Origin of the sequence: Tissierella sp., assembly GCF_052089545.1 — a bacterium.
Taxonomy (GTDB): Bacteria; Bacillota; Clostridia; order Tissierellales; family Tissierellaceae; genus Tissierella_A.
In genome coordinates this window covers 1-3,493 of the sequence record NZ_JBQDAA010000231.1, presented here as the reverse complement: position 1 = coordinate 3,493, position 3,493 = coordinate 1, and the positions used below count along the sequence as shown (strand labels likewise).

Genomic DNA, 3,493 nt, shown 5'->3' with positions numbered 1-3,493 from the left:
ATTTTAATTATACACTATTATTAGTTTACGACAACTATCCTACCACATAGGGGAACGAAAGATTGGAATAGAAGGAAATAAAAGTAGAAAGGAAGAGATATTACCTTTAAGTATATTTGCTATATTTATAATACTTACTACTGTAGGAATGTTACCTGTACAGATAGCATTTTCACTTGCAGCAATACTTTTAGTACTTGTAAAGGTAATTACTCCTAGAGAATTTTATGAAGCTATAGAATGGCCTACTATTTTAATGTTAGGATCTCTTTTACAACTAGGATCTGCACTTCAAAGTAGTGGTGGATCAGATACTATAGCAAATGCTCTTAATAAATTTTCAGTAGTATTATCACCACATATGATGGTGGTTGTTGTTATGTTTATAACTATAGTTCTTACAAACTTAATAAGTAATTCAGCATCAGCAGCTTTGATGGCTCCAATAGCATTTAGTTTAGCAAAATATATGGGGGTTTCACCAGATGCGCTTCTTATGAGTGTATCTGTAGCATCTTCCGCAGCATTTTTAACACCTATAGCACATCAATCAAATATGCTTGTAATGGGTCCGGGAGGCTACAAATTCACTGACTACTGGCGACTTGGTCTTCCTTTAACTATATTGGTTTTACTAGTAGGAACACCAATGATACTTTATATGTGGGCACTATAAATCTTCTCTAATTGTTTTAAGTATAAATAGAAATATAATATAGAAGTTTTGGGTATATATATAATTGAGGTGAGATATATGAAACGTGTAGTTATAAATATATTTGGCAAAGTACAAATGGTAGGCTTTAGATATAGTGTTTTACAAAAAGCTAGAGAATTTAATATAAAAGGATCTGCACGAAACTTAAGAGATGGAAGTGTAGAAATAGAAGCTCAAGGAGAACCATCTCAAATAGAAAAACTTATAGACTGGTGTAAAGTAGGTCCGCCCTATGTCAGTGTAGTAAAACTATTGACAGAAGAAACTATAGTAAAAGATACAGAAGAAAACTTTGAAATATACTAAAGGCATAAGGATATAACCCTCTGATATGAATATTAAAATAATATTTTGTATGGGAGGGTGTTTTTAATTAAAATATTATCTGTTTAATTGTCCAATTAAAGCTTAATTTATGCAATAATAAAAAATATAATTTTTAATAATTACATTTTGGGTATATAAGTTATAAGGGACAATAAGATTTAAACGGAGGGATAAAATTCATGTATGAGATAATAAAAGAATTTCCAAATGAGATAATATTTGAACAAAAAGGAGCTTGCGTAAGTCTTTATCAACCGACACATAGATCAAGACCTGAAAATATGCAAGATCCAATAAGGTTTAAAAACCTAATTCAAAAGATAGAAAATTCTTTAGGGAAAGATCATTCTGAAGAAGAGATTAAGAAGATAATGAAATCATTTAAAGATATAGCAGAAGATAAGATTTTCTGGAATAATGTAAGTGATGGCTTAGCTATACTTGCAAACAAAGAAAAATGTGTAGTTTATAAATTAAATAGAGAAGTAGATGAATTTGCAGTAGTGGCAGATAGTTTTCATATAAAACCACTTATTAGAAATTTTCAATCTTCAGATAGATATCACGTTTTAGGTATTACTCGAGAAGATTTTAATCTATACGAAGGCAATAGATATGGTATAGAAATGATAAAAATGGATGATGATATTCCAAAAACTTTAGAAGAAGTATTAGGTGATCAATATACTGAGCCTCATCTAACATCAGCGGCATATGGTGGACCTGGTGGAACACCAATGTTTCATGGACAAGGTGGAAGAAAAGAAGAAGTTGAAATAGATACAGAAAGATACTTTAGATATATTGATAAGTTTATAAGGGATAATTTTTCAAATGAAGAAAAGATTCCTCTTATGCTTGTAGCACTTGATGAGCATCAAGGAGAATTTAGAAATATAAGTAAAAACAACTTCTTATTAGAAGAAAAGGTAAACAAAGACCCTGAAGCTTTACCTAGGGAAGAAATAGAAAAATTTACCTGGGAAAAGATGGAACCATTGTATCTACAAAAGACAAAAGATTTAGTTGAAAGATATGGTCTTCAGAGATCTAAATTTTTAGGTACAGATGATTTGGCAGAAATAGCAAGGGCAGCACTTGAGGGAAGAGTAGATACACTGATGATAGAATCAGGGAAAATAGAAGCAGGAAAAATAAATAGAGAAACTGGGGAACTTGAAAGAGGGGACTTAAACAACCCTGAATTAGATGATGTATTAGATGATTTAGGAGAGATGACTTTAAAGTCTAAAGGTGAAGTAGTAGTTCTTCCTAAAGATAGAATACCAAGTACTACAGGCGTAGCGGCTATATTTAGATATTAAAATAAATTTATATTAAAGATAAAAATGCAAAAGACAAAAGTCTTCTGCATTTTTTATGTTTTTGTAGTAAAATAGTATCTATATTAATATAATAGAAAGAAGATTAGAATGAAAAATTTATACTTTCATGATACAATACTTGGAGTGATTAGCATATATAATAATGAAAAATTGCTAGGCTATGGTTGGGCTATTAATAAGAAGAGATATCTACTCCAGCTAGAAAAAGAGAATAAGGAGATATAATATTTAAAAGTAAGAAATAAGAATATTTACATAATAAAGGAGATACAGATGAAACTTTTAGAAACTATAAAAATTATTATACTTGGAATTGTAGAAGGAATTACCGAATGGGTACCTGTAAGTAGTACTGGTCATATGATACTTTTAGATGAATTTATAAAATTAAATATAACACCAGAATTTAAAGAAATGTTTTTTGTTGTAATTCAACTTGGAGCCATAATGGCTGTTGTATTACTATTTTTTAATAAACTTAACCCTTTTTCACCTAAAAAGAATAGTTTAGAAAAAAGAAATACCTGGATTCTATGGTTTAAAGTAATAGTGGCTATAATTCCAGCAGGTCTTATAGGAGTGCTTTTTGATGATTGGATAAATGAAAAATTTTATAATTATAAGACAGTAGCAGTAACCTTGATTCTTTATGGAATATTTTTTATATTAATAGAAAGCAGAAACAAGGATAAATATTCAAGGATAGATACATTAAAAGGACTCGATTATAAGACAGCCTTTTTAATAGGAGTCTTTCAAGTTTTATCATTGATACCAGGTACTTCAAGATCTGGAGCTACTATAATTGGCGCTATGTTACTTGGAACATCAAGATATATTGCAACAGAATTTACATTCTTTTTAGCTATACCTGTAATGTTTGGGGCAAGCCTACTTAAGATGTTAAAGTTTGGATTTTCCTTAACAGGATTTGAAGTTTATATATTATCTTTAGGAAGCCTTGTATCTTTTATAGTTTCTATAATTACTATTAAGTTTTTGATGGGATATATAAAGAGGAATGACTTTAAAGCATTTGGATACTATAGGATAGTTTTAGGTATTGTAGTACTCTTATATTTTTCTATATTTTAAGTGCCTT

General features: G+C 29.6%; 5 protein-coding genes. All 5 read left to right on the top strand.

Annotation, left to right across the window (positions count from 1 at the left end; all coding sequences use genetic code 11):
* Positions 1 to 16: 16 nt before the first annotated feature.
* Positions 17 to 676, top strand: a complete 660-nt coding sequence (locus ACTHW2_RS12085) for an SLC13 family permease (RefSeq protein ID WP_442264167.1) — start codon at positions 17 to 19, stop codon at positions 674 to 676.
* A gap of 78 nt (positions 677 to 754) precedes the next feature.
* Positions 755 to 1,024 carry an acylphosphatase gene (locus tag ACTHW2_RS12080; RefSeq protein ID WP_442264166.1) on the top strand — a complete coding sequence of 90 codons (270 nt, stop codon included), beginning with the start codon at positions 755 to 757 and terminating at the stop codon, positions 1,022 to 1,024.
* Between the two features lie 200 nt (positions 1,025 to 1,224).
* Positions 1,225 to 2,370 carry a baeRF6 domain-containing protein gene (locus ACTHW2_RS12075; RefSeq protein WP_442264165.1) on the top strand — a complete coding sequence of 382 codons (1,146 nt, stop codon included), beginning with the start codon at positions 1,225 to 1,227 and terminating at the stop codon, positions 2,368 to 2,370.
* A 108-nt stretch (positions 2,371 to 2,478) separates the two neighbouring features.
* Positions 2,479 to 2,616, top strand: coding sequence for a hypothetical protein (locus ACTHW2_RS12070; RefSeq protein ID WP_442264164.1), 138 nt, complete (start codon positions 2,479 to 2,481; stop codon positions 2,614 to 2,616).
* Positions 2,617 to 2,664: 48 nt separating this feature from the next.
* Positions 2,665 to 3,486 (top strand): undecaprenyl-diphosphate phosphatase, encoded by an 822-nt coding sequence (locus ACTHW2_RS12065; RefSeq protein WP_442264163.1) that lies wholly within the window; start codon positions 2,665 to 2,667, stop codon positions 3,484 to 3,486.
* Positions 3,487 to 3,493 lie beyond the last annotated feature (7 nt).

Excerpts from the sequence above, each read along its gene's own strand:
- ACTHW2_RS12080 (WP_442264166.1), top strand. The coding sequence starts at position 755 with ATGAAACGTGTAGTTATAAATATATTTGGCAAAGTACAAATGGTAGGC.
- ACTHW2_RS12075 (WP_442264165.1), top strand. The coding sequence starts at position 1,225 with ATGTATGAGATAATAAAAGAATTTCCAAATGAGATAATATTTGAACAA.
- ACTHW2_RS12070 (WP_442264164.1), top strand. The coding sequence starts at position 2,479 with ATGAAAAATTTATACTTTCATGATACAATACTTGGAGTGATTAGCATA.
- ACTHW2_RS12065 (WP_442264163.1), top strand. The coding sequence starts at position 2,665 with ATGAAACTTTTAGAAACTATAAAAATTATTATACTTGGAATTGTAGAA.